Genomic DNA, 20,293 nt, shown 5'->3' with positions numbered 1-20,293 from the left:
ACCACCGTCGATTTCAGGGAGAGCGCCGATGAGCACAGACCATGAGATGAGCACAGACCATGAACAGCCCCTCGCCGACGAACCGGTGATCCCGCCGATCACCTCCTCCGAGGTCGTCTACGAAGGCGCGGTGTGGGACATCCGCAAGGAGACCTTCGACCTGCCCGAGGCCTCCGGGCTCGTCCGCGATCTCATGGCGCACACCGGGGCCGTCGGCATCGCCGTCGTCGACGACGACCAGCGGATCCTGCTGGCCCAGCAGTACCGGCACCCCGTCCGCGCCCGACTGTGGGAGGTGCCTGCCGGTCTGCTCGACATCCCCGGCGAGGACCCGCTCGACGCGGCGAAGAGGGAACTTATCGAGGAAGCTGACCTCACGGCCGCACACTGGGACGTGCTCAGCGACTCCTGCCTGACCCCGGGCGGCAGCTCCGAGACGATGCGTCTCTACCTCGCCCGCGGGCTGTCCTCCGTGACCGAAGCCGACCGTCACGAACGGGGCGAGGAAGAAGCGGGGTTCCGCTTCGCCTGGGTCGGCATGGACGAGGCACTCGAGGCCGTGGCCGACGGGCGGATCACCAACGCGATCGCCCAACTGGCGATCTTCCAGGTCGACCGCGTGCTGCGCGCCGAAGCAGCGGGAGCACCGGTCAAACGGCGGGCCGTCGATGCGTCGAGGCGACTCGTCGACGGTCGCCCCGACTTCGGCCGCGGTGCCACCGTCGAGACCACCGATTCGGCCACGGCGGAGACGACCGGTACCGGTGACGGGATTTCACCGTCGACACAGACCGGCGCGGGCGAGGACTGAGACCCTATGGCTCGGCACGGCGCCGAACTGCTGCCGGAGGACCTTCCCGAGGACCTGCGGAGCGCATTCGGGTCCTATCTCGCCTCCCTGCGTTTCGAACGGGGACTGTCGATGAACTCGATCGACGCCTACGCCCGTGACCTCGCCCGGTACGGCACCTGGCTGACCGACGACGGGGTGAGCCGCCTCGGCGAGGTCGACCGACAGCAGGTGGAGAACTTCGCCCTCCACCTGCTCGATTCGGGACTGGCACCGCGGACCCGGGCACGCGCACTCGTCGCGGTGCGCCGATTCCACACCTTCGCACTGGGGGAGAACCTCGCGCCCACGGATCCGGCCTCCGAGGTCAGCCCACCGCAGGAAGGACTGCGGCTGCCCAAGGCCCTGGCGCTCGACGAGATCGAAGCGATGATCGCGACCACCGACGGTGACGAACCCGTCCAGATCCGGGCCGCGGCCCTTCTCGAACTCCTCTACGCCACGGGGGCGCGCATCTCCGAAGCCGTGGGCGTCGACCTCGACGATCTCGACCTCGACTCCGGGCTCGTCCGGCTCTACGGAAAGGGCGGGAAGGAGAGGATCGTGCCCGTCGGATCCCACGCCGCCCGAGCCCTGGGGGCCTGGGTGTCGCGGGTGCGGCCGTCGATGGCGGCGAAGGCGAGATCCTCGGCTCCAGCCGGGGCCCTGTTCCTCAACGCCCGAGGCACTCGACTCTCCCGGGTCTCGGCATGGCAGATCGTCAAGGACGCCGGTGAAGCGGCGGCCATCGGCACCGAGGTGTCTCCGCATACCTTCCGGCACTCATTCGCCACGCATCTGCTCGAAGGCGGAGCGGACATCCGCGTCGTCCAGGAGCTGCTCGGCCATGCCTCGGTGACGACGACGCAGATCTATACGAAAGTCTCCGAGGACACACTGCGGGAAGTGTACGCGACCTCGCACCCTCGGGCGCGGTAGGGTTGGACGCAGAGCAACGAAAGGTGGCCATCCGAGAGATGAATACGCAAGAGGCGTTGGATATCCCCCAGCAGAAGTCGGCAGCAGGCGAGCCCCAGGACTTCCCGGAGCCGGCACCCCTGGCGTCGCACGGACCCGCCCGCATCATCGCGATGGTCAACCAGAAGGGCGGGGTCGGCAAGACCACCTCGTCGATCAACCTCGGTGCGGCCCTGGCCGCGTACGGCCGCAAGATGCTGCTCGTCGACTTCGACCCGCAGGGCGCCCTGTCCGTCGGACTGGGACTCAACCCCTATGAACTCGACATCAGCATCTACAACCTGCTGATGAACCCGCGACTGGACCCGCACGAAGTCATCGTCGGAACGGACTTCGACAACATCGACATCCTGCCGGCCAATATCGACCTCTCCGCCGCCGAAGTCCAGCTCGTCGGCGAGGTCGCCCGCGAGCAGGTGCTCGCCCGTGCCCTGTCGAAGGTCGCCGACGAATACGATGTCATCCTCATCGACTGCCAGCCCTCGCTGGGACTGCTCACCGTCAACGCTCTGACCGCCGCCCACGGCGTCGTCATCCCGCTCGAGACCGAGTTCTTCGCCCTGCGCGGTGTCGCCCTGCTCGTCGAGACCATCGAGAAGGTCCAGGACCGACTCAACCCCTCACTCGAGGTCGACGGCATCCTCGCCACGATGTTCGACTCGCGGACCCTGCACTCGAAGGAAGTCATGTCGCGCGTCACCGAAGCCTTCGGCGACAAGGTCTTCGAGACCGTCATCAACCGCACCGTGAAGTTCCCCGACGCCTCCGTGGCCGCCGAACCGATCACGAGCTTCGCCCCGAAGCACGCCGGATCCGAAGCCTACCGTCGACTGGCCCGGGAGCTCATCGCCCGCGGAGGCGCACCCTGAGCGACTCCGCAGTCCACGAGGAGGAGGCGGCCGGCGTACCGACCGAGGCCGACTCCGGCGATGACGCCGCGCAGGGTTTCCAGGTGCGGTTGGAGAACTTCACCGGCCCCTTCGATCTGCTGCTCGGTCTGATCTCGAAACGTCGCCTCGACGTCACGGAGATCGCGCTGGCCGAGGTGACCGATGAGTTCATCGCCTACACCACCGAGCTCAAGGATCAGGCGAACCTCGCCGAGATCTCCCAGTTCCTCCTCGTCGCCGCGACCCTGCTCGACCTCAAGACGGCCCGACTGCTGCCGCACGAAGACGGTGACGAGGTCCTCGACCTCGAGCTGCTCGAGGCCCGAGACCTCCTCTTCGCCCGGCTGCTGCAATACAAGGCATACAAGTCCGTATCCGGGTATCTGGCCGAGGCGATGGCCGCCGGCTCCATCCGCGCCCCCCGCGATGTCGACCTCGAGCCTCAGTTCCAGGACGTGCTGCCGCCGCTGGAGCTGAACATCGGTCCCGGCGAACTGGCCGGAATCTTCGCCACCGTGCTCCAACGCGATCACACCCCGCCCAGCGTCGCCGTCGACCATATCCACTTACCGCTCGTGAGCGTCTCCGAGCAGCGCGGGCATATCCTGTCCCTGCTGCGCGTCGGAGACGTCGACTTCCAGGACCTGCTCGAAACGGCCGAGAACACCCTGGTCGTCATCGCGAGATTCCTCGCCCTGCTCGAACTGTTCAAGGTCGGCCTCTGCGACTTCGACCAGCCCGAACCTCTGGGGCGGCTGCTCATCCACCGGACCGAGATGAACGAAGACGGAGTCGACCTGCGCACCGAAGGCGACTGGAGCGGCGACGAAGAAGAAGTCGAAGAAGAAGAGGGGAGTGCGGAATGATCGATGACGAGATCCTCGCCGGCATCGAGGCCGTGCTCATGATCACCGATTCGGCCGTGACCGCCGAAGACCTCGCCGGCTCCCTCGGCCTCGACGAAGACACCGTCCTCGAAGCCATCCGCATCCTCAAAGCCGACTACGACGGGGATGAGGACCACCGCCAGCGCGGGTTCGAGATCCGTCACGTCGCCGGGGGGTTCCGCATCTTCTCCCGCGGCGACTACCACGAAGTCGTCAAGGACTTCCTCACCGCCGGGCAGAGTGCGAAACTCTCCCAAGCCGCACTCGAGACGCTTGCGGTCATCGCCTACCGGCAGCCGATCTCCCGGCCCCGCATCGCCGCCATCCGCGGAGTCAGCGTCGACGGTGTCATCCGCACTCTGCTGCTGCGCGGACTCATCGTCGAAGCCGGCAAGGAGGCGACCACCTCGGCGCTGCTCTATGCCACCACACGTACGTTCCTCGACACGATGGGCATGAACGCGATCGACGATCTTCCGGACATCGCCCCTTATCTGCCCGAAGACGCCGACGTCGCCGAACTCGGCGCGCAGGACACCGAGGTGCTCGCCGAGATCGACGGCGCCCTCGACGACGATTCCGACGACGATCTCGACGCCGATTCCGATTCGACCGCTGAGATGTCACGAGTCGCTGATTGATTTGAGAGAATGGATGTATGAGTCCCTACCGTGATCACCGCGCCCCCGGCGGGCGCCAGAACCGACCCAGCCGAAAACAACGCGCAGCGACGGCCAATCACGCTTCCAGCAGCGGCGGGTCGGGTGCCGGTCAGACATCGGACGCCCACGTCAGCGGGGGTGTGCGGCTGCAGAAGGTGCTCGCCGAGGCGGGCCTGGGATCACGTCGTGCCTGTGAGCAGCTCATCGTCGACGGCCGCGTCGAGGTCGATGGCAGCATCGTCACCGAGCTGGGCACCCGGATCGACCCGGAAACGCAGTCCGTGTACGTGGACACAGTGAGAATTTCGACACAGACCAAGAAGGTCTACCTCGTGCTCAACAAGCCCGCGGGAGTCGTGTCGACCATGAGCGACCCCGAGGGCCGGCCCTGCCTGGCCGACTATGTGCGCAACAACAACGAGCGCCTCTTCCATGTCGGCCGTCTCGACACGGAGACCGAAGGCATCATCCTGCTCACCAATGACGGGGAGCTGAGCAACCGGCTGGCCCACCCGCGCTACGAGATCCCGAAGACCTACCTCGCGAAGGTCAAGGGCCAGCTGGCGAAGGACGCCGGAGCCATCCTCAAGGCGGGAATCGACCTCGAGGACGGCTTCGTCAAGGTCGATGATTTCAAGCTCGTCGATTCGACCCCCGGCAAGTCCGTCGTCGAACTCACTCTTCACTCCGGCCGCAACCGCGTCGTGCGCCGCCTGCTGGCCGAGATCGGACACCCGGTGGAGCGCCTCGTCCGCCTGAAGTTCGGACCGATCGTCCTCGACGAGCAGAAGCAGGGCAAGATCCGCCCGCTGCGCTCCGATGAGGTCGGCGCACTGTTCGAGGCCGTCGGTCTGTGAGAGTCCATATCATCGGCACCGGCCTGCTCGGTGCCAGCCTGGGGTTGGCGCTGAGCGCGCAGGGCCATCAGGTGAGTCTCGAAGACACGTCGCCGACCGCGCAGCAGCTCGCCGCGGACCTCGGTGCCGGTCAGGTCGGTGCACCCGAACACCCGGACATCGTCGTCGTCGCCACCCCGCCCGACGTCGCCGCCCGCGTCATCGCCGCGGCCCTCGAGGACTTCCCGAACGCCACGGTCACCGACGTCGCCAGCGTCAAGACCCGCCTGCTCGAAGCGGTGCGCGAACTGGTCACGGGCACTCAGCTCGATCGCTACATCGGCTGCCACCCGATGGCCGGACGCGAGAAGTCCGGAGCGATCGCCGCCCAATCGGACCTGTTCACGGCCCGACCCTGGGTGATCTGCTCGGACGAGGACACCCCGGCCGACCGCCTCGGCGAGGTCATCGCCATGGCCGAGGACACGGGCGCCTCCGTGCTCCACCTGGATCCGCGCATCCACGATGCCGCGGTCGCGAAGGTCTCGCACGTGCCGCAGATCGTCTCCTCCCTGGTCGCCTCGCAGCTGCGGCATGCGCCCTTGGAGGAGATCTCGCTGGCCGGGCAGGGACTGCGCGATGTCACGCGCATCGCCGCCTCGGACCCGGGCCTGTGGACGCAGATCCTGACCGGCAACGCCGAGGAGGTCCGTTCCGTGCTCGTCGCTCTGCGCACCGAACTCGACGAGGTCATCGGCGCACTCGAACTCGGACCCGGGTCGACGGGACTGCTCGCCAAGGCGATCGCTTTGGGCAACGAAGGCCACGACCGGATTCCCGGCAAGCACGGGCAGCCGCCGACCACCTATGCTGTTGTCACGATCCTGGTTCCGGATACGCCCGGAATGCTGGCCCGGCTGTTCAAGGACATCGGCGACCTCGGCGTCAATGTCGAGGATTTCCGGATGGATCACGCCTCCGGTCGGAAACTGGGCATGGTCGACGTGTCCGTGGTCCCGGCCATCCAGCAGGAGCTGGAGATCGGATTGCTGTCGAAGGGATGGCAGATCCCCGAATCCGCCATCGAGAAAGAAGGAACTGTATGAGCGTCGTAGCCATTGACGGACCGTCCGGAGTGGGCAAGTCGAGCACCGCCAAGGAGGTGGCGCGTCGGCTGGGCTTCCAGTACCTGGACACCGGTGCGATGTACCGGGCGATGGCGTGGCTGTGCCTCAACCGCGGGGTCACCGACCCCGTCGACGTGCTCGAGCAGGTGCGCGGTGCGGATCTGGAGATCTCGCTGAGCCCCGACGAATTCTTCGTCTCCGTCGACGACATCGATGTCACCGAGGACATCCGCGGTGCGGACGTGTCCGCGAACGTGCAGACGGTCTCCGGCGTCGTCGACGCCCGCGAGGAGCTCATCGACATGCAGCGGGCCTATATCGCCGCCGCGCCCGAGGGCATCGTCGTCGAAGGCCGGGACATCACGACCGTGGTAGCCCCCGACGCCGATGTGCGCATCCTCATGACCGCCCGCGACGAGGTCCGTGTGGCCCGCCGGGCGAAGGAAGTGCACGGCAATGCCGACGCCGAGGCGATCGCCGCCACCCAAGACCTCGTCACGGGCCGTGACGCCAAGGACTCCGCCACGACGAGCTTCCTCGAGGCCGCCGACGGAGTGTACACACTCGATACCAGCGACATCGACTTCGACCAGGTGGTCGAGACGGTGCTGCAGCTGGTGAAGGACTCACAATGAGCGAATCCGAATTCCATGAGACACCCGACGACGACCTCGTCGACCGTGTCGAGAGCATCAGCGACGAGGAGGCCGAGCAGCGGGCGACCGCGCTCGAGGCCGGACTCGAAAGCTATGAGCTCGAAGACGAGGACCGGGCGCTGCTGCGCGCCTACGGCTTCGACGACGACGAAGACGAGGCCCTCGGCGCCGCACCGGTGCTGGCCGTCGTCGGTCGCCCCAACGTCGGCAAGTCGACGCTGGTCAACCGCATCCTCGGCCGCCGCGAAGCCGTCGTCGAGGACGTTCCGGGCGTCACCCGTGACCGGGTGAGCTACCGAGCGGAATGGAACACGAAGGAGTTCACCCTCGTCGACACCGGCGGGTGGGATCAGGACTCGAAGGGTATGGCCTCGCGGATTGCGATCCAGTCCGAGGTCGCCGTGGACATGGCCGATGCCGTCCTCCTCGTCGTCGATGCCACGACCGGTCCGACCTCGACCGATGAGATGGTCGTGAAGATGCTGCGCCGGAAGAAGAAGCCGGTCCTGCTGGCCGCGAACAAGGTCGACGACGAGCGCGGCGAACTCATGGCCGCCGAACTCTGGGGCTTGGGCCTCGGCCAGCCGTGGACCGTCTCGGCTCTGCATGGTCGGGGAGTCGCCGACCTGCTCGACGAAGTGCTGACGATCCTGCCCGAGGTCTCGGCCGTCGACACCCGTGTCGAAGAGGGCGGACCGCGTCGGGTGGCCCTCGTCGGTCGTCCGAATGTCGGCAAGTCCTCCCTGCTCAACCAGCTCATCGGTTCCGACCGGGTGCTCGTGGACAACGTCGCCGGCACCACGCGTGATCCCGTCGACGAGCTCATCGAGCTCGGTGGGAAGCAGTGGCGCTTCGTCGACACCGCCGGTATCCGTCGTCGTGCCCATCAGGCCAGCGGCGCCGACTTCTATGCCGCGCTGCGGACACAGACCGCACTGGAACGCGCCGAGGTGGCCCTCGTCCTCATGGAGGTCCAGGACCCGCTGAGTGAGCAGGACGTCCGCATCGTCACGACCGCCGTCGAGGCGGGACGCGCCGTGGTGCTGGCGTTCAACAAGTGGGATCTGCTCGATGACGAACGTCGCTTCTACCTCGAGCGGGAGATCGAACGGGACCTCGGCCATGTGGCGTGGGCGCCTCGCGTGAACATCTCGGCGAAGACCGGACGTCACGCGGAGAAGCTCGTTCCGGCGATGGAGACCGCTCTCGACGGCTGGGACACTCGCATTCCGACGGGACGGCTCAATGCGTTCCTCGGGGAGCTCGTCGCAGCCAACCCGCACCCGGTGCGCGGTGGTAAGCAGCCGCGCATCCTCTTCGGCACTCAGGCGCAGTCGCGTCCGCCGAAGTTCGTGCTCTTCACCACCGGTTTCCTCGATCCCGGTTATCGTCGGTTCATCATCCGTCGTCTGCGCGAGACCTTCGGCTTCAAGGGCACCCCCATCGAGGTTTCGATGCGCATCCGTGAGAAGCGTCGGGGACGCTGAATGAACGAGGACGAGCAGACGAGTTCGTCGGGCTCCGCTGACGGTGCGGCCGGATCGCCCGGCGATGCCGCACGCCCGGCCGAGTCTGCGCCGTCCTCACGACCGGTGCCCGGCGCGAATTCCGAGCCCGCGGGCCCTGCGGCGACCTCTGCGTCGGCCTCGAAGCCCGCAGGCGCGGACCCTGCGTCGGGGACGGCCGCACCGGCCGCCTCGGTGAGGAACGCTCCCGGTTCGGCCGCCTCGGTGGGGAACGCTCCCGGTTCGGCCGCCTCGGTGGGGAACGCTCCCGGTTCGGCCGCCTCGGTGACGGTGGGACCTGGCTTCGCACCCGGCTCCGAACCCGGCATGGCAGGCGAGCCACGACCCTGGCATGCGCGGCCGCCGGCGCGAGCGCTGATGATCGCGGTGACGCTGGCGGGGCTGGCCTATGCGCTGATGTTCTTCCGCGGACTCCAGGACATCGTGGCCCCGGTGTTCCTCGCCCTGAACTTCTATATCGTCGTCTACCCGGTGCAGCGGCTGCTCACTCGGATCAAGGTGCCGCGGGCGATCGGGGCGTGTATCTCGGTCGTACTCGTGCTGTGCATGATCTTCGCGTTCTTCGGCCTCACCGCGTGGTCGGTCGCCGAGCTCGTCATCCTCATCCCCAGCTACAGCTACGAACTCGCCGCCACGTACCAGAACGCGCTGGCGCTGCTGTCGGACATCGGAGTGACGTCCTCGGTGATCCAGCAGCAGCTCTCCGGTTTCGATGTCCGTTCCGTGCTCGACGCCATCTACCCGCTGCTGACGAATCTGTCGTCGGTGGCAGGCCTGCTGACCACGGTCATCATGGCGGTGTTCTTCGTGGCGATGGATTCGATGGGCATCGACAAGCGGATGGCGATGCTGCTCGACGTCAAGCCGTCACTGTCGGCGTCGATCGGCGACTTCGCCAGCGGCGTCCGCCGCTACTGGGTGGTGGCGACGGTCTTCGGCCTCATCGTCGCATTCCTCGACGTCATCGCCCTGGCGATCATCGACGTCCCGCTCATCTGGGTGTGGGGTGTGCTCGCGTTCCTGACGAACTACATTCCGAACATCGGTTTCGTCATCGGTCTCATCCCGCCCGCTCTGCTGGCGCTGGTCGACAGCGGTTGGCAGTCGGCGCTGTGGGTGGTCATCGCCTACAGTGTGCTCAACTTCGTCATCCAGGCGATCATCCAACCGAAGTTCACCGGCGAGTCGGTGGGTGTGACCCCGCTGATCTCGTTCCTGTCCCTGCTGTTCTGGGTGTGGATCCTCGGCTGGCTCGGCGCCCTGCTGGCGCTGCCGGCGACCCTGCTGATCAAGGCCCTGCTGGTCGACGCTGACCCGAAGGCCAGGTGGGTCAATATCCTTCTCGCCTCCGATCCGGACACCGGACGCGCCGAACTGGTCAAGGGCCTGAAGAAGCATCAGGCTGCGCACTGACGAGTCAGCGGGGGCGGCGGAAGCGCTCGGCGGCTACGGTCTGAGACTGCCCGCGGTCCGGTGAATCCCACATTCTCGCTTTTCCGGCCGTTTGTCGCCTCGAGCCCTCGCACTGTGACGGCAGAGTGGTTAGCATGAAGTATGGCGACACTACTGAATATCCATCCGGAGAACCCGCAGGACCGACTGATCGAGAAGGCCGCTGAGTCACTCAGGAACGGTGGCCTGATCGCCTATCCCACGGATTCCTGTTATGCCCTCGGCTGCGCCTTGGACAACAAGGACGGCATCGAGCGGATCACTCGCATCCGACAACTCGGTTCGAAGCACCATTTCACACTCATGTGCCACGACTTCGCCCAGCTGGGTCAGTTCGTCATCGTCGACAATTCCGACTTCCGTGCCATCAAGTCGATGACGCCGGGACCGTACACGTTCATCATGAAGGCGACGAAGGAAGTTCCGCGCCGGATGATGCACCCGAAGAAGCATTCGGTCGGAGCTCGGATCCCGCAGAACGTCACGGCACTCGCACTCGTCGAGGCGATGGGGGAGCCGATCCTGTCCTCGACGCTGCTGCTGCCCGACGATGAGGATCCGCTGACCCACGCCGAGGATGTCATGGACCAGCTCGGCAATGACCTCGACATCGTCATCGAGTCCGGAGTCCCCGGAGTCGTGCCGACCTCGGTCATCGACTTCACCGGCAAGTACCCAGAGGTGGCTCGCGTCGGAGCCGGGGACGTCTCGCGGTTCCTCGACGAGTGAACCGGCAAGGTCGGTCGCACTGAGCTGGCCGGACTGCCGATTCACGGCTGATCACACGCCGGATCGACAGACCGGAACGAACCGGCAGACGAACTCAGCGAAATCTCGCCGAGGTGGCCGAGCCGCCTCGGCGAGATCTCATCCGCACCGGTGTCCTTCTCAACGGGTGGGCCCCGTGCGCCCGTCAGAGTCCGAGGTAGGCCGCCTGCACGTCAGGATTGTCGAGCAGCCGGGAGGCATCATCGGCGAGGACGATCCGCCCCTCGGCAAGGACGTATCCCCTGTGGGCGATTGCCAGTGATGCCTTCGCGTTCTGCTCACTGAGCAGAACTCCGATGCCGTTGCGATTGATCTGGGCGACCGACTCGAGGACCTGCTCGACGATGATGGGCGCCAGGCCCATCGACGGCTCATCCAGGATCAGCAGACTCGGATCCGACATCAGTGCTCGGCCGATCGCGACCATCTGCTGCTGCCCGCCCGACAGCGAGCCTGCCGGCTGTCTGGCCTTCTCCTTGAGGATCGGAAACATATCGGGCTCTTCGCGTTTAAGGGTGTAGCCGGGGCCTGAATCCTCCGGCTTCGAGCAGGCTCCTGGCGATGTAGTGCGTCAGATTCCGAAACCCCAACGCCGAGCCCCACAGATGCTCCAGACGCCCATTTAAAGCCTCGGTGGGGCCGTTCGAGGTTCCCGGCCGATCGAAGTACGCCACCACATCTCCTACCCTTTTCTTCAACGTGCGGCCCAACTTCCGCAACTCAATCAGACCTGCAGGTACTCCCGACGAGATCGATGCGATTACCGACTCCAGCATCCGTTTGGCCACCGTGCGGTCCGGATTCCGGTAAGCGCTCATGATGTCTTGATACACACTCCACGTCACCTCCACATCGGCATGGTCAGGGTTTGTGAACAATTCAGCGATCCTCTTCTGCTGCTTCTCGGTGAGGAACTCACACCCCGTATGCAAGGTGCGACGGGCTTGATACAACGGGTCACCCTTCTTCCCCCCGATGATCCAGTGTTTCCTGCTGGACTCGGCGGCGCACATCATCCAAACCATCGCCGGCGAGCTTGACGACGTGGAACGGATCCATCACTTCGACTGCGGTCGGCAGCTCCTCGGCGGCCGCGGTTTTGAACCCGGTGAACCCGTCCATCGCCACGACCTCGATCCCGTCCCGCCATTCCTGCGATCGCTCCGCCAGCCAGGTTTTGAACTCCGCTTTCGACCGTCCCTCGATCATGTCGAGCAACCGGGCGGGGCCCGTTTTGTCCCTGACAGGGGTGAGATCGATGATCACGGTGACGTACTTGTCCCCGCGTTGCGTGTGCCGCCACACGTGCTCGTCGACTCCGATGACGGTCACGCCGTCGAACCGGGTGGGGTCGTCGATGAGGACACGGTGACCTTCGGCCAGGATCGCGTCGTTGGCGGTGTGCCAGGACACGGCGAGCTTCTTCGCGATCACGGACACGGTGGCGTGGTCGACGACGAGGGCTCGTAGTGCCCAGGCCAGTCCGGTGCGGGAGATCTTCGCTCGGGCCGGTGCCGCGGCTGCGGTGTCGTGGCGCCAGACGTGCCCGCACTCGAGGCATTTGTAGCGGCGGAGCCGAATGTGGAGGGTGGTGGGTCGGTGGCCGAAGGGTTCGTGGGCCAGGCGGCGGGTGACGGTGTCTCGGGGCGCGCCGTGGCCGCCGCATTTTCGGCACCAGTCGTCGGTGTTCGTCGGTGTGCACAGGAGGAGCGCTTCGTGTTCGGTGAGCTGCTGGCCGACGCAGGAGAGGTTCAGTGTGTCGAGGTGGCAGAAGGTGGTGAGGTCAGGGGCGGAGAAAGTAGGCTGATCCAAGTCGAGGTCTTCCGGTTGGAGAGTGTAGGAACTTCCATCTTCGGAAGACCTCGACCTGTTTCCGGGTAGCGACGCGCACCCGGTTTTACACCCTCAACTGCGAAGAGCCGGATTACGTGGGCGGGAAATCGTTTGGTGCGATTACGGCTGAATGGAATGAGGCCGGTGTTCCGACGATTACAGACCGAACTGATGCCTGGGCATTCCCTACTCTGATCGGTCTCATGCGGAAGAAATTCCAGACCGGAGTTATCGAGTTCAAGGGAGAAGAATTCCCTGGTTCTCATGAACCGATTATCTCCAAGGAGCTATACACAGCTTTTGAGGCGCGGAGGAATCAGAATTCCAAAGCACCGGCTAGGAACAAATACCCTGAGTGGCCGCTCTCGGGTCTCATGGTCTGCGGATCGTGTGGAGGTCCGGTAGGGATGATCCAGCGAAACAAAGACGGAGCTACGCGGTTAGGTTGCCTACATCGGCGCAACAAAGGCACATGCAAACAGAAGGCAATCTATCGGCTCCAAGCGGATCATGCCTTCATGCTGTTTGTCTCTCAGTACATGGACCAGATCGTAGCGGCTCTCCCGGACGCGGAAACACAGTCACAGCTCAAGGAGGACGTAAAAGAAGCTGAGTACGCTCTCACAGCGGCTAAGAGCAAGCTTCAGGAGTTCCTTGAGACGGTCACCGTACTAGGCCTGAGTCTGGAGGAGAGCAAGGAGATTCTTGAGGCTAGACGCGAAGATGTGAAAACCGCTGAGATCAAACTGAGTGAGGCGGAAGGGGAGCTAGCTCTAGCAACTCCTCTGGAAGTCGATCAGCAAGCCTTGGAGCACAAGGAGGACATGTCTCCTTCTGAGTGGGCTTTGTACGTGCGTACCAAGCTTGTAGAGAAGTGCACGCTCAATCCGGATCAGTCCTTCTCCATCATTGGCAAAGCCGGTTACACACTGACTCAGGAAAAAATGAGTTATGACGGTTCTGCAAAGGTGGAGAAGGCAAACACTCAGGGTTTGAGTAGTGAGAAGACCAAACAGGCGAGAGCTTGGCTGAGGGCAAACGGCTATGAGGAGAAGGTCTCCGTAAGAGGAAATATTAAGTTCGAGTACCTGAAGCTTTGGATTAAAGAGGGTAAGCCTGTAGCCTGATCATGTTAGACCCCCTATTAAGGAGTACTCATGGCAATCATCACCAAGACCATTTACGTCTCAGACGTTTCCGGGGACCAGATTGAAGAGAAAGACCTGGCTCGCGCGGAGGTCACTTGGAAGGGCCGTAGCTACAACTTGGCTCTGACCAAGGACGAATACAAGCGCGTTGAAGAGTACCTGGATGATCTCGTGCAAGAGGCCGAGGTGGATGAACCTCAGGTATCGGTCACGCGCCGTTCTCGGGCCGCCAGCTCCTCAGGCTCGGGCCTGTCCTCAGAAGAGCTTGCACAGTGCCGCGCTTGGCTACAGGAGCAGGGTGAGAAGGTTGCGGACCGTGGGCGTATCGCGGCTGACCTGATTAAGAAGTGGACCGATGCCGGTAGGCCTGAAGCTCGCGGCTGAAACCAACCCGGCGAGTTCCCCGTCTCCCAGTAGGAGGCGGGGAATTTCAATTGAAAAAGAAACTACCAAATTTCATCCTTTTGTGGGATGCGGGTTCTTTGGTAGTGATGCAACCCTAGAGAAGCAACTACTTTTGATTCGCCGGAAGGAACCCCATCCCCATGAAAGTTGTAGCCCTGACCACGCGGTATCTGGTCGCACTTGTCGCTGTGTTGACGCTGACGATGACTGTCGGTGTCACCGCGTCATCAGCGACGGAGAGCGAAGACATAGACCGCGAAGCGGTCAGCCGTCTTCACGATGCTCTTGTAAAGGCTAGGGCAGACGGAATCGAAGTCGAAGGCGATATCTCGGAAGAAGCCCTAATCAGTGAGTTTGAGAACAGTGGTCTTACGGCACAGGCCGCACCAAACGGCTGTTCGACACCGAAGGCTCTTAAAAAGGCCGCGAGTAAGTGGAATAAGCTCTTTAAACCAGCTTGTGACAAGCATGATCGGTGTTACAGTAAAGATTCCAAAAAGGATCGTATTCGTTGCGATACTGATTTTCGCGCGAACATGAAGGGAATATGTAAAAAGAAGAAGAGCGGAAAAGCCTCATGCTACACAGTGGCCGTGATCTACTTTGAGGCTGTTCGAGCTGGCGGAAAGAGTCACTACAAAGGGAAAGGAAGCCCCAGGTGATGCCAAGAAATATTTTCGTTAGAGTGCTGTACATCCTACTGGTAGTCATTGCTGTGTTACTGCTGATTGCGTGCATTGGTGCATCAGTATGGGCTGGAACTGCCGAAGATGGTTGGATTACCGTCAATGCGTTCATGCTTATAGGTTGGGTAGTCAGTTCACCCTTCATTCTGGGAGCAATCGCTTGGACGATCATCCTCTTTGTTGGTGGACGCAATTCTTCAACCTCTGACAAGATGAATGTATAAAACCCGTCAATAACCGAAAGGGCCGGTCTCCTACTAAGTAGGGGGCTGGTCCTCATTTCCGGTAGAGCCGGTTAGATTTTGATATAATAGATATAGATGCATTACTTCTCGCCCTCCAGACTGGACACCTGGAGGGTTTTTCTTTGCCAAAATCTTTCAAAACAGATTTATGTTAGAATAGTGTATGTCCGATAAACTTAGCAAAGGAAATGAATGGAGAAATAATGTCAAACGAAGAACTTGATTTCGTGAAGGTGGAATGGCGATACGAATACAAAGGAATGTTCGTCACCGTGCCGAAGAGGAGGGGAGTCTTCTCAGAGGACTACTTCATCAGGCAGACCATGATTGATCACGCCGGATACACCAATCCCCGCGTATTCGTGACCGACAGAGACCGCTTCAATCCAAGATCGTTCATCATCCCTTTTGCGTACTTTGACGTACTCCTGGAGCACTACTTCATCCCTGAGTTCGGGAAGTGCCTACTGATGAAGGAAACCAAGGTGACCGGGAAGAAGTGTACTGAGTCATGTCAGGGAGCCGATATGAGTAGCAAATGCACCTGTGCATGTGGGCGCACCAATCACGGAGGGGCCGTAGATAGGTGGCTCTTCGTAATTGAGAGTGTAGATCGGTGATTCCAGGACACGGCGAGTCGCTGCGCGGATAGACGTCGAGGTCTTCCGATGATGGAAGTTCTCACACAATCCATCCGAAAGACCTCGACGTGGCCAAGCCTACTTTCTCGACCCCTGACCTCACGACATTCTGCCGACTCGACACCCTCGACCTCACCTGCACCGGCCAAGACATCACCGGGCACAAGGCCATCTTGGAATGCTGAATCGCCCCGGGGATAATAGAGGCAGGGAGATTGGAAGAAGGAGATTCTCTCTTGCCAGTGAAATACACCGACGAACTCAAGGCTCGTGCCGTCGAGCTCGTCATCCACGCCCAGGCCGACCCCGACACCGCGAACGGAGCGATCACCCGTGTCGCGAACGAACTCGGTCTGAGCAAAGAGACCTTGCGGGTCTGGGTGCGAAAGCACAAGGATTCCGGCAAAGCCACACCGGCCGAGTCGGTCGACCTGGAAGCGGAGAACCGTCGGCTCCGGGCTGAGTTGGCCGAAGCGAAGCGGGCCAACGAGATTTTGAAGAGAGCGTCGGCTTTCTTCGCGGCGGAGCTCGACCGCCCATCGAAGAGGGGGTACCTCCCGCTTGCGCGGGAATCGTCGCCTTCATCGACGACAATCGCGACGAGTTCGGAGTCGAGCCAATCGTGCGCGCCCTGTCCGGGACTGCGGCACGGATTGCTGTGAGCTCGTATTACGCCTACAAGAAGCGTCAACCATCAGCCCGGGCCCGCCGGGACCAAGCACTGATGGTGGTCATCCAGGATGTCTATGAGGCGAACTATTCCTGCTATGGAGTGCGGAAGATGTGGAAGGCGATCAACCGCGAGTACGCCGATCAATTTGGTCCGGTGGCCCGCTGCACGGTGGAACGGTTGATGCGCCAGTTGGGTATCGACGGAATCCGGCGGAAGCGGAAGCGTCCGAAGACGGCCTCAGCACGTGCTGAGGAATGTCCGGATGATCTCGTCGAACGCGAGTTCGCAGCACCGGCACCCAACTGTTTGTGGGTTGCGGACATCACGTATGTTCCGACGTCTGCTGGGTGGGTGTACACGACGTTCATCCTTGATGTTTTCCGGCTCATCGTAATTGAGAGTGTAGAACCGGCCTGAAGCCACCGGACTCGAGCAGACACCTCGCGATGTAATGCGTGAGGTTGCGGAATCCCAGCGCGGACCCACGTAGATGCTCGAGCCTGCCGTTGATCGCTTCAGTGGGACCGTTCGACGTTCCCGGTCGGGTGAAGAACGCGAGCACATCAACAGCTCGACGCTTCAACGTTCGTCCTAACCGTTTGAGCTCGACAAGTTCGGATGGCAGATTCGTTGTCAGGGCGTCGATGACCGTTTGCAAGAGTCTCTTGCCCTCTTTGCGGTCCGCGGTTCGGTAGGCGCCGACAATGTCTTGGTAGACGGCCCAGGTGACTTCGACTTCGGTGAAGTTCGGGTCAGCGAAGAGGTTCGCGATTCTTTCCTGCTGCTTGGTCGTGAGTAAGCTGCTGCCCGTGTGCAGAGTTCTTCTTGCCCGGTACAACGGGTCCTTTGCTCGTCCGCGATGGCCGGTTGTCTCTTGCTGAACTCGGCGACGTACCTCGTCGAGGGCATCACCGGCGAGTTTGACGACGTGGAAGGGGTCCATGACTTCGACAGCGTCGGGCAGTTCCTCAGCTGAGGCTGTTTTGAAGCCGGAGAATCCGTCCATCGCGACGACGTCGATGCCCTCACGCCAGTCTTTCGGTCGGGCTTTCAACCATTGTTTGAACACCTGCTTCGAACGGCCAGCCACCATGTCGAGCAGGCGTGCCGGGCCTGTTCCCTCGCTGATCGGGGTGAGGTCGATGTGACGGTGACGTACTTGTCACCACGCCGGGTATGCCGCCATACATGCTCGTCGACACCAATGACGCTGACCGCGTCGAAACGAGTCGGGTCGTTGATCAACAACCGCTGACCTTCAGCGAGGACAGCGGAGTTCGCGGTGTGCCAGGACACGGCGAGCTTGCGTGCAATGACGGACACGGTGTCGTGATCGATGACGAGGGCACGCAGCGCCCAGTCGAGGCCGGTTCGCGAGATCTTCGCTCGTGGTGGTGCCGCGGCTGTGGCGTCTTGGCGCCAGACGCGGCCACACTCGATGCATTTGTAACGGCGGAGGCGAAGATGAAGCGTAGTTGGTCGGTGGCCGAAAGGTTCGTGGGCCAGCTGGCGGACGACGGTGTCGCGAATGATCCCGTGGCCACCGCACCGTCGGCACCAGTCATCAGCAGTGTTGGGCTGGCATTCCAAGATGGCCTTGTGCCCGGTGATGTCTTGGCCGATACAGGTCAGATCGAGGGTGTCGAGTCGGCAGAATGTCGTGAGGTCAGGGGTGAAGAAAGTAGGCTTGGCCACGTCGAGGTCTTTCGGATGGATTGTGTGAGAACTTCCATCATCGGAAGACCTCGACGTCTATCCGCGCAGCGACTCGCCGTGTCCTGGAATCACCGATCTACACTCTCAATTACGAAGAGCCACATATCGAGCACGTCAGAGTAGATCTCTTCGGTTCGAGAACCGTTCCGGTGAGGATATGACCCCAGACGCAGATTCTTCTCCACCGACATCTTCCCGAACAGGTGCCCTCGGGGCAGTGCGCGATACCGGCCTTGACGATGGCATTCGCGCGTGCTCGATGCAGCGGCCGTCCCTCATAGGTGATCGAACCGGTACGGACCCGCATCAGTCCGCTGATGGTCTTGAAGAGAGTCGTCTTGCCTGATCCGTTCGCGCCGAGGACCACGGTGAGCTCTCCGGGCCGCGCAGTGATGCTCACGCCGTGGAGCACATCGGCGGCATCGTATCCGGTGCTGACATTGTCGAGAGTGAGCATCAGTCCTCCTCCTGTGCTGTCGAACCGAGATAGGCACGGATGACATCCGGATTCGACTGGATCTCCGCCGGTGCACCGAGCGCCAGCTTCTGCCCGTGATCGAGGACGAGGATCGTGTCCGCGAGGTCCATGATCATCGTCATCTTGTGTTCGACGAGCAGGACGGAGACCCCTCGCTGCGGCAGGGAGCGGATGAGGTTGCCGAAGTCGACGGTCTCCTCTTCGGGGATGCCGCCGGCCGGTTCGTCGAGCAGCAGCAGCTCAGGCTCCGTGGCCAGGGCCATGGCCACTGCGGTGCGCTTCTGCACCTCCTGCGGAACATTGGACGCCAGATCGTGCCGATAGTCCGCGACTCCGCAGAACTCGAGAGCTTCCATCGCCTTGTCCTCGTTGATCCGTGATTCACGACGGTGGCGAGGAGTGTGGAAGACAGCGTCGAAGACAGTGGACTTCGAACGGACGATCCGACCGGCCAGGACGTTCTCCAACAGGGTGCTGTCGTCGAACAGATTCGTCGTCTGGAATGTGCGCGCGATACCGCCGGACACCGTACGGTGCGGGGACGAATGAGTGATGTCGTCACCCTTGAAAGTGATGGTCCCCGCGGTGGGTCGATAGAAGCCATGGACGAGGTTGAACAGCGTCGACTTGCCTGCTCCGTTGGGACCGATGACAGCGGTGATCTGGCCCGCCTCGACGTCCAGGTCGACGTCCTTGACCGCATCGAGTCCGCCGAAGCGCTTACCGAGGTCTCGTATTTCCAGCATTGTCATTTCGTCTCCTCGGACGACGGGGTGCTTCCGGTCCGGCCGACACTCGAGTCGACTCCGTCGGCGACGTTCCGTGCGCGGTGGTCGCCCGTTTCGCCGGAGGTCGAAGCATCTGTCGATTCATGATCATCATCGGCACCGCGGGCAGATTCGGCCCTGCGTCGTCGATTGCGTCTGTCGACGATACCGCCGAGGTAACCGACGATTCCCCGCGGTGCGAAGATCACGAGGGCGACGATGATGGGGCCCAGAACGATGAATCGATACGCCTGGAAGTCCTGGAACAGTTCGAACAGGAATGTCACGATCATGCTCCCGAGCAGGGGACCTGCGACAGTGCCCATTCCTCCGACGAGGATGAACATGAGGAATTCGAAGGTCTTGTCGATCGTCGCCGAATCGGGTCCGATGAAGCCGACCACGGATGCGTAGAGACCTCCGCCCATCCCTCCGAAGACAGCGGATGCCGCGAAGGCGAGCTGTTTGCTGAAGCCGACACGCACACCGATCGCATCCGCGAGATCTTCACTCGTTCTGATGGTCAGCAGCGTGCGGCCCACGCTTGAGCGCCGAATCGCGTACGTCGTGTAGACACAGACGAGCAGAACGGCGAAGACGAGGTAGAACATCGCAGTGGGGGATTCGAAGTCGATGAGTCCTCCGCCTTCGGGGAACTTCACATTGTTGACTCCGGAATGTGCATGAGTGACGGACTCCCAGCGGCTGATGACGAGGAAGATGATGAAGCCGATGGCCATGGTGAAGATGGCGAAGTATTCGTCCTTGGTCCGCAGCGCAATCAGCCCGCAGAGGTAGCCGATGACCGCGGTGCCGATCACGGACACGCAGAAGGCAGCCCAGAAGGACCAGTCGTAGTCGGTGGTGAGCAGCCCCACCCCGTAGGCGCCGATGCCGAAGAATCCGCCTTGAGCCAGATTCAGCTGACCGGTGAAGCCGAGGATGATGTTGAGACCATAGACGGCGATCGCCGCACACATGCCTACGGTGATCACCCGCATCGTGTAGTTCTCCTGCCCGAACGCCAGGGGCGTGAGGCCGAGCAGGATGATGACGGCGATGGTGCCGATGATTCGAGGATTCTTCATGG

Annotated in this window: 21 protein-coding genes and 2 pseudogenes; 17 read left to right on the top strand and 6 right to left on the bottom strand. The window is 62.5% G+C overall.

The annotated features are described in order from the left end of the window. Positions 1-28: 28 nt before the first annotated feature. The 11 genes from CXR29_RS10680 to CXR29_RS10630 all read left to right on the top strand — a co-directional run bounded on the left by CXR29_RS10680 (position 29) and on the right by CXR29_RS10630 (position 10,572). Positions 29-811 (top strand): NUDIX domain-containing protein, encoded by a 783-nt coding sequence (locus CXR29_RS10680; RefSeq protein WP_241241416.1) that lies wholly within the window; start codon positions 29-31, stop codon positions 809-811. 6 nt (positions 812-817) lie between these two features. After that, a complete protein-coding gene (gene xerD / locus CXR29_RS10675) occupies positions 818-1,768 on the top strand; it encodes a site-specific tyrosine recombinase XerD (protein ID WP_127364497.1) in 951 nt (316 codons plus the stop codon). 38 nt (positions 1,769-1,806) lie between these two features. Continuing rightward, positions 1,807-2,676: a ParA family protein gene (locus CXR29_RS10670; protein WP_025780119.1), complete on the top strand. Its 870-nt coding sequence runs from the start codon at positions 1,807-1,809 to the stop codon at positions 2,674-2,676. 83 nt (positions 2,677-2,759) lie between these two features. Beyond that, positions 2,760-3,563 carry a segregation and condensation protein A gene (locus CXR29_RS10665; RefSeq protein WP_127364496.1) on the top strand — a complete coding sequence of 268 codons (804 nt, stop codon included), beginning with the start codon at positions 2,760-2,762 and terminating at the stop codon, positions 3,561-3,563. After that, complete coding sequence (gene scpB, locus CXR29_RS10660) at positions 3,560-4,225, top strand: SMC-Scp complex subunit ScpB (RefSeq protein ID WP_127364495.1); 666 nt, start codon at positions 3,560-3,562, stop codon at positions 4,223-4,225. The genes CXR29_RS10665 and scpB overlap by 4 nt, the downstream gene beginning before the upstream one ends. Positions 4,226-4,242: 17 nt before the next feature. Then, entirely contained in the window at positions 4,243-5,103 is an 861-nt protein-coding gene (locus tag CXR29_RS10655; RefSeq protein ID WP_101553318.1) for a pseudouridine synthase, read from the top strand. Further along, positions 5,100-6,188: a prephenate dehydrogenase gene (locus CXR29_RS10650; protein ID WP_127364494.1), complete on the top strand. Its 1,089-nt coding sequence runs from the start codon at positions 5,100-5,102 to the stop codon at positions 6,186-6,188. Before CXR29_RS10655 ends, CXR29_RS10650 begins: the two co-directional genes overlap by 4 nt. Then, positions 6,185-6,844: a (d)CMP kinase gene (gene cmk / locus CXR29_RS10645; protein ID WP_101553320.1), complete on the top strand. Its 660-nt coding sequence runs from the start codon at positions 6,185-6,187 to the stop codon at positions 6,842-6,844. Before CXR29_RS10650 ends, cmk begins: the two co-directional genes overlap by 4 nt. Next, complete coding sequence (gene der / locus CXR29_RS10640) at positions 6,841-8,352, top strand: ribosome biogenesis GTPase Der (RefSeq protein ID WP_127364493.1); 1,512 nt, start codon at positions 6,841-6,843, stop codon at positions 8,350-8,352. Before cmk ends, der begins: the two co-directional genes overlap by 4 nt. After that, the gene (locus tag CXR29_RS10635; protein WP_241241415.1) at positions 8,353-9,804 is read left to right on the top strand and encodes an AI-2E family transporter; all 1,452 of its coding nucleotides are present in this window, start codon (positions 8,353-8,355) and stop codon (positions 9,802-9,804) included. It abuts the gene before it with no gap. Between the two features lie 141 nt (positions 9,805-9,945). Next, the gene (locus CXR29_RS10630) at positions 9,946-10,572 is read left to right on the top strand and encodes an L-threonylcarbamoyladenylate synthase (protein ID WP_025780104.1); all 627 of its coding nucleotides are present in this window, start codon (positions 9,946-9,948) and stop codon (positions 10,570-10,572) included. Positions 10,573-10,756: 184 nt separating this feature from the next. Here the strand turns inward: CXR29_RS10630 and CXR29_RS10625 are convergent, their stop codons facing one another. After that, positions 10,757-11,104: an ABC transporter ATP-binding protein gene (locus CXR29_RS10625; RefSeq protein ID WP_241241414.1), complete on the bottom strand. Its 348-nt coding sequence runs from the start codon at positions 11,102-11,104 to the stop codon at positions 10,757-10,759. 16 nt (positions 11,105-11,120) lie between these two features. Next, positions 11,121-12,423 (bottom strand): annotated as a pseudogene (locus tag CXR29_RS10620) (ISL3 family transposase). A gap of 116 nt (positions 12,424-12,539) precedes the next feature. Between CXR29_RS10620 and CXR29_RS10615 the strand changes: the two are divergent. From CXR29_RS10615 to CXR29_RS10590, 6 genes are all read left to right on the top strand, one after another. Then, positions 12,540-13,571, top strand: coding sequence for a recombinase zinc beta ribbon domain-containing protein (locus tag CXR29_RS10615; RefSeq protein WP_101593259.1), 1,032 nt, complete (start codon positions 12,540-12,542; stop codon positions 13,569-13,571). Between the two features lie 30 nt (positions 13,572-13,601). After that, on the top strand, positions 13,602-13,976 hold the full coding sequence (locus tag CXR29_RS10610) for an Lsr2 family DNA-binding protein (RefSeq protein ID WP_127364492.1): 375 nt from the start codon (positions 13,602-13,604) through the stop codon (positions 13,974-13,976). Positions 13,977-14,137: 161 nt separating this feature from the next. Further along, positions 14,138-14,659, top strand: coding sequence for a phospholipase A2 (locus tag CXR29_RS10605; RefSeq protein ID WP_101553325.1), 522 nt, complete (start codon positions 14,138-14,140; stop codon positions 14,657-14,659). Positions 14,660-15,131: 472 nt separating this feature from the next. After that, the gene (locus CXR29_RS10600) at positions 15,132-15,548 is read left to right on the top strand and encodes a hypothetical protein (protein ID WP_101553326.1); all 417 of its coding nucleotides are present in this window, start codon (positions 15,132-15,134) and stop codon (positions 15,546-15,548) included. Positions 15,549-15,811: 263 nt separating this feature from the next. Beyond that, positions 15,812-16,231 carry a transposase gene (locus CXR29_RS10595; protein ID WP_164742806.1) on the top strand — a complete coding sequence of 140 codons (420 nt, stop codon included), beginning with the start codon at positions 15,812-15,814 and terminating at the stop codon, positions 16,229-16,231. Beyond that, positions 16,228-16,659, top strand: coding sequence for an IS3 family transposase (locus CXR29_RS10590; protein WP_101553328.1), 432 nt, complete (start codon positions 16,228-16,230; stop codon positions 16,657-16,659). The genes CXR29_RS10595 and CXR29_RS10590 overlap by 4 nt, the downstream gene beginning before the upstream one ends. On the opposite strand, the pseudogene CXR29_RS10585 reads toward CXR29_RS10590, so the two are convergent. The 4 genes and pseudogenes from CXR29_RS10585 to CXR29_RS10570 form a co-directional block, all read right to left on the bottom strand. Continuing rightward, positions 16,628-17,937: pseudogene (locus tag CXR29_RS10585) on the bottom strand (ISL3 family transposase). The gene CXR29_RS10590 and the pseudogene CXR29_RS10585 overlap by 32 nt on opposite strands. 109 nt (positions 17,938-18,046) lie before the next feature. Beyond that, positions 18,047-18,415 carry an ATP-binding cassette domain-containing protein gene (locus CXR29_RS10580; RefSeq protein WP_127364490.1) on the bottom strand — a complete coding sequence of 123 codons (369 nt, stop codon included), beginning with the start codon at positions 18,413-18,415 and terminating at the stop codon, positions 18,047-18,049. Continuing rightward, positions 18,415-19,188: an ABC transporter ATP-binding protein gene (locus tag CXR29_RS10575; protein ID WP_206516204.1), complete on the bottom strand. Its 774-nt coding sequence runs from the start codon at positions 19,186-19,188 to the stop codon at positions 18,415-18,417. The genes CXR29_RS10580 and CXR29_RS10575 overlap by 1 nt, the downstream gene beginning before the upstream one ends. Continuing rightward, positions 19,185-20,291, bottom strand: a complete 1,107-nt coding sequence (locus CXR29_RS10570; protein ID WP_241241413.1) for a branched-chain amino acid ABC transporter permease — start codon at positions 20,289-20,291, stop codon at positions 19,185-19,187. The genes CXR29_RS10575 and CXR29_RS10570 overlap by 4 nt, the downstream gene beginning before the upstream one ends. Positions 20,292-20,293: the final 2 nt, after the last annotated feature.

The sequence above is a fragment of the Brevibacterium linens genome (assembly GCF_003999335.1).
Lineage (GTDB): Bacteria > Actinomycetota > Actinomycetes > Actinomycetales > Brevibacteriaceae > Brevibacterium > Brevibacterium linens.
Note: the sequence above shows the minus strand (reverse complement) of the source record. Positions and strands in the feature narration are given on the sequence as shown.